The following is a 536-nucleotide window of genomic DNA, read 5'->3' as shown; positions in this document are numbered from 1 at the left end:
ACTACAGCTCTCAGTCAACCTTTATCAGTGACACCGAATAATGGTGTTACTGCAGCAGATGATGGTTATGTCTTTAATCCCAATGATATTGTCAGAGATACAGGTGATGCTTATATAGTAAGACATGGGGACCACTATCATTATATTCCTAAGTCATCTCTTAACAATCCCCCATCACACTCTAACACGGAAGAGGTAGGAAGTTCTTCTAGTTCTGTATTAAGTAATGCGACTTCACATGTCCACCATGAGGAAGAAGATGGTCATGGTTTTGATGCCAATCGAATTATCAGTGAAGATTCAGAAGGTTTTGTCATGACTCATGGTGACCACAATCATTACTTCTTTAAGAAAGATTTGACACCAGAACAAATCAAGGCAGCTCAAGATCATTTGAGAGGTAAAACGCCAGTAACACCAAGTCCAGCACATGATGACGATGATGATCATGATGAAGAAGCACATGGTCATCACCATGACGAACATGGTCATGGTTTTGATGCCAATCGAATTATCAGTGAAGATGCGTCAGGTTT

1 protein-coding gene is annotated in these 536 nt (G+C 40.3%); it reads left to right on the top strand.

Annotation, left to right across the window (positions count from 1 at the left end; genetic code table 11):
* Positions 1-536, top strand: a 536-nt coding sequence (locus tag QZ114_RS08945; RefSeq protein WP_295502410.1) for a pneumococcal-type histidine triad protein, incomplete at both ends; no start/stop codon positions are given.

It is taken from the genome of uncultured Streptococcus sp. (assembly GCF_901875575.1).
Taxonomy (GTDB): Bacteria; Bacillota; Bacilli; order Lactobacillales; family Streptococcaceae; genus Streptococcus.
The sequence above is the reverse complement of the archived record's forward strand: the minus strand, read 5'-3'. Positions and strand labels throughout refer to the sequence as shown.